Source organism: Pseudomonas sp. MD195_PC81_125, from assembly GCF_014060985.1.
GTDB lineage: Bacteria > Pseudomonadota > Gammaproteobacteria > Pseudomonadales > Pseudomonadaceae > Aquipseudomonas > Aquipseudomonas parakoreensis.
Map to the genome: position 1 here is coordinate 1 of NZ_JABULD010000142.1, position 3180 is coordinate 3180.

Consider the following 3180-nt stretch of genomic DNA (forward strand, 5'->3'; position numbering starts at 1 on the left):
AAATCAAAAGATCGCAGCTTCGGCAGCTCCTACAGGGGCTCGCATCACTCGCGCGGTACCAGGTCCAGGCACACCGAGTTGATGCAATAACGCAGGCCGGTCGGTGGCGGCCCATCGGGAAACACGTGGCCCAGATGCGCGTCGCAGCGGGCGCATTTGACCTCGGTACGGATCATGCCGTGGCTGGTATCGCGGATTTCGGTCATGGCGCTTTCGCCGATCGGCGCGTAAAAGCTCGGCCAGCCGCAGCCGGAATCGAATTTGGTTTGGGAGTCGAACAACGGTTCATTGCAGCAGACACAATGATAAATGCCGTCGGTTTTGGTGGCGTTGTATTTGCCGGAGAACGGCCGTTCGGTCGCACTGAGCCGGCACACGTTGTACTGCTCGGGGTCGAGCATCGCACGCCATTCTTCCAGGGTTTTTTCCAACTTTTCCATCATCACACCTCAACGGCTGAAAAAGCCCGATCTGTACCTTTTCCACGGATCGGGTGGCACGTATGATTGCGCCTCGTCACACGCCAGTCTGGCAGCCAGACCGGGCGCATTCAAACGGATTATTGGCGCCATTGCGCAAGACTCCGCCTGTGCGAAGACGCAGGAATCCCAGTACGGTTGGCCATCCGCCGTCTGGATCGTTCATTTTCGGGATCACATCGCCATGCAGTTCAGCAAATCGAACAAGCTCGCCAACGTCTGCTACGACATTCGCGGCCCGGTGCTCAAGCACGCCAAACGTCTGGAAGAGGAAGGCCAGCGCATCCTCAAGCTGAACATCGGCAACCCGGCACCGTTTGGTTTCGAAGCGCCGGACGAAATTCTCCAGGACGTGATCCGCAACCTGCCGACCGCTCAGGGCTACAGCGATTCCAAAGGCCTGTTCAGCGCCCGTAAAGCGGTGATGCAGTACTACCAGCAAAAGAATGTCGAAGGTGTCGGCATCGAAGACATCTACCTGGGCAACGGCGTGTCCGAGCTGATCGTGATGTCGCTGCAGGCGCTGCTCAACAACGGCGACGAAGTGCTGGTACCGGCCCCGGACTACCCGCTGTGGACCGCCGCCGTGAGCCTGGCCGGCGGTAACGCCGTGCATTACCTGTGCGACGAGGGTGCCGACTGGTTCCCTGATCTGGCCGACATCAAGGCCAAGATCACGCCGAACACCAAGGCCATGGTAATCATCAACCCGAACAACCCGACCGGTGCGGTGTACTCGAAGGAAGTACTGCTGGGCATGCTGGAAATCGCCCGCGCGCACAATCTGGTGGTGTTCTCCGACGAGATCTACGACAAGATTCTTTATGACGATGCCGTGCACATCTGCACCGCCTCGCTGGCACCGGACCTGCTGTGCCTGACCTTCAACGGGCTGTCGAAATCCTACCGCGTGGCGGGTTTCCGCTCCGGCTGGATCGCCATCTCCGGGCCGAAACACAATGCCCAGAGCTACATCGAAGGCATCGACATGCTGGCCAACATGCGCCTGTGCGCCAACGTGCCGAGTCAGCACGCAATCCAGACTGCCCTCGGCGGCTATCAGAGCATCAATGATCTGGTGCTGCCGCAAGGTCGTCTGCTGGAGCAGCGCAACCGCACCTGGGAGTTGCTCAACGACATTCCGGGCGTCAGCTGCGTCAAGCCGATGGGCGCGCTGTATGCATTCCCGCGGATCGACCCGAAGGTCTGCCCGATCCACAACGACGAAAAATTCGTCCTCGACCTGCTGCTTTCCGAGAAGTTGCTGGTGGTGCAAGGCACGGCGTTCAACTGGCCGTGGCCGGATCACTTCCGCGTGGTGACCCTGCCCCGCGTCGACGACCTCGAGATGGCCATCGGACGTATCGGCAACTTCCTCAAGTCCTACCGCCAGTAACCGGTCGACCGTGCGCAACGGCCCGAACGTTGCGCACTGTCTGATTCAGCAACACTTCTGCCCTCCCCGCCTCGCAGGGCCTTCTACACTTGCGATTCGTATAGTCCACTTGCCTCTGGCGCAGTGGTGGCGGGTGGCGGCTGGCTGTCATCCCTTTCGGTTTCGGTCGTGGGCAATGGCCTGCAGCCCCGGAATCCGCTGTAGGACACAGTTTGAAATAGTCACTCAGTTGAATCACCCCGTGCCGCACCTTATATACCCCGCAGTACGCTACATCTTTAGCTTGAGGAGATTTCTACAACCATGATGCGCATCCTGCTGTTTTTGGCCACTAACCTGGCGGTCGTGCTGATAGCCAGCATCACCCTGAGCCTGTTCGGCTTCAACGGGTTCATGGCGGCCAACGGGGTTGATCTCAACCTCAGTCAGCTGCTGGTTTTCTGTGCGGTCTTTGGTTTCGCCGGTTCACTGTTCTCGCTGTTCATCTCAAAGTGGATGGCCAAGATGAGCACCGGCACCCAGATCATCAGCCAGCCACGTACCCGGCATGAACAATGGCTGCTGCAAACCGTCGAGCAACTGTCCCGCGAAGCCGGGATCAAGATGCCCGAAGTCGGTATTTTTCCGGCCTACGAGGCCAACGCCTTTGCGACCGGCTGGAACAAGAACGACGCGTTGGTCGCAGTCAGCCAGGGCCTGCTCGAGCGCTTTTCGCCAGATGAAGTGAAAGCCGTTCTGGCCCACGAAATCGGTCACGTGGCCAACGGTGACATGGTCACCCTGGCGCTGATCCAGGGCGTGGTGAACACCTTCGTGATGTTTTTTGCGCGGATCATCGGCAACTTCGTCGACAAGGTGATTTTCAAGAACGAAGAAGGCCAGGGCATTGCCTACTACGTGGCGACCATCTTCGCCGAACTGGTCCTGGGCATCCTCGCCAGCGCCATCGTCATGTGGTTCTCGCGCAAGCGCGAATTCCGTGCCGACGAAGCCGGCGCACGTCTGGCGGGCACCAACGCGATGATCGGCGCGCTGCAACGCCTGCGCGCCGAACAGGGCCTGCCGGTACACATGCCGGACACCCTGAACGCCTTCGGCATCAACGGTGGCATCAAACAGGGCTTTGCCCGCATGTTCATGAGCCACCCGCCGCTGGAAGAGCGTATCGACGCGCTGCGTCGTCGCGGTTGATCCATCTGGCGTGACAACCGAAAAAGGCCCGCAGCGATGCGGGCCTTTTTTGTGCTCAGGATTGTGTGTTGCGGATCTGGCCCCATCGCTGGCAAGCCAGCTCCCACAGTGATC

General features: G+C 59.7%; 3 protein-coding genes. 2 read left to right on the forward strand and 1 reads right to left on the reverse strand.

Features of this window, described 5'->3' with window-relative positions; genetic code table 11:
• Positions 1–44: 44 nt before the first annotated feature.
• Complete coding sequence (msrB, locus tag HT737_RS06390; protein ID WP_182401889.1) at positions 45–440, reverse strand: peptide-methionine (R)-S-oxide reductase MsrB; 396 nt, start codon at positions 438–440, stop codon at positions 45–47.
• 223 nt (positions 441–663) lie between these two features.
• Between msrB and HT737_RS06395 the strand changes: the two genes are divergently transcribed.
• Together HT737_RS06395 and htpX are read left to right on the forward strand one after the other, a co-directional pair.
• Positions 664–1875 carry a pyridoxal phosphate-dependent aminotransferase gene (locus HT737_RS06395; RefSeq protein ID WP_003226761.1) on the forward strand — a complete coding sequence of 404 codons (1212 nt, stop codon included), beginning with the start codon at positions 664–666 and terminating at the stop codon, positions 1873–1875.
• A 303-nt stretch (positions 1876–2178) separates the two neighbouring features.
• The gene (gene htpX / locus HT737_RS06400) at positions 2179–3066 is read left to right on the forward strand and encodes a protease HtpX (RefSeq protein WP_041069582.1); all 888 of its coding nucleotides are present in this window, start codon (positions 2179–2181) and stop codon (positions 3064–3066) included.
• Positions 3067–3180 lie beyond the last annotated feature (114 nt).

Bases quoted from the DNA above. Each gene is read 5' to 3' on its own strand.
- HT737_RS06395 (WP_003226761.1), top strand. From the start codon at position 664: ATGCAGTTCAGCAAATCGAACAAGCTCGCCAACGTCTGCTACGACATT.
- msrB (WP_182401889.1), bottom strand. From the start codon at position 440: ATGGAAAAGTTGGAAAAAACCCTGGAAGAATGGCGTGCGATGCTCGAC.
- htpX (WP_041069582.1), top strand. From the start codon at position 2,179: ATGATGCGCATCCTGCTGTTTTTGGCCACTAACCTGGCGGTCGTGCTG.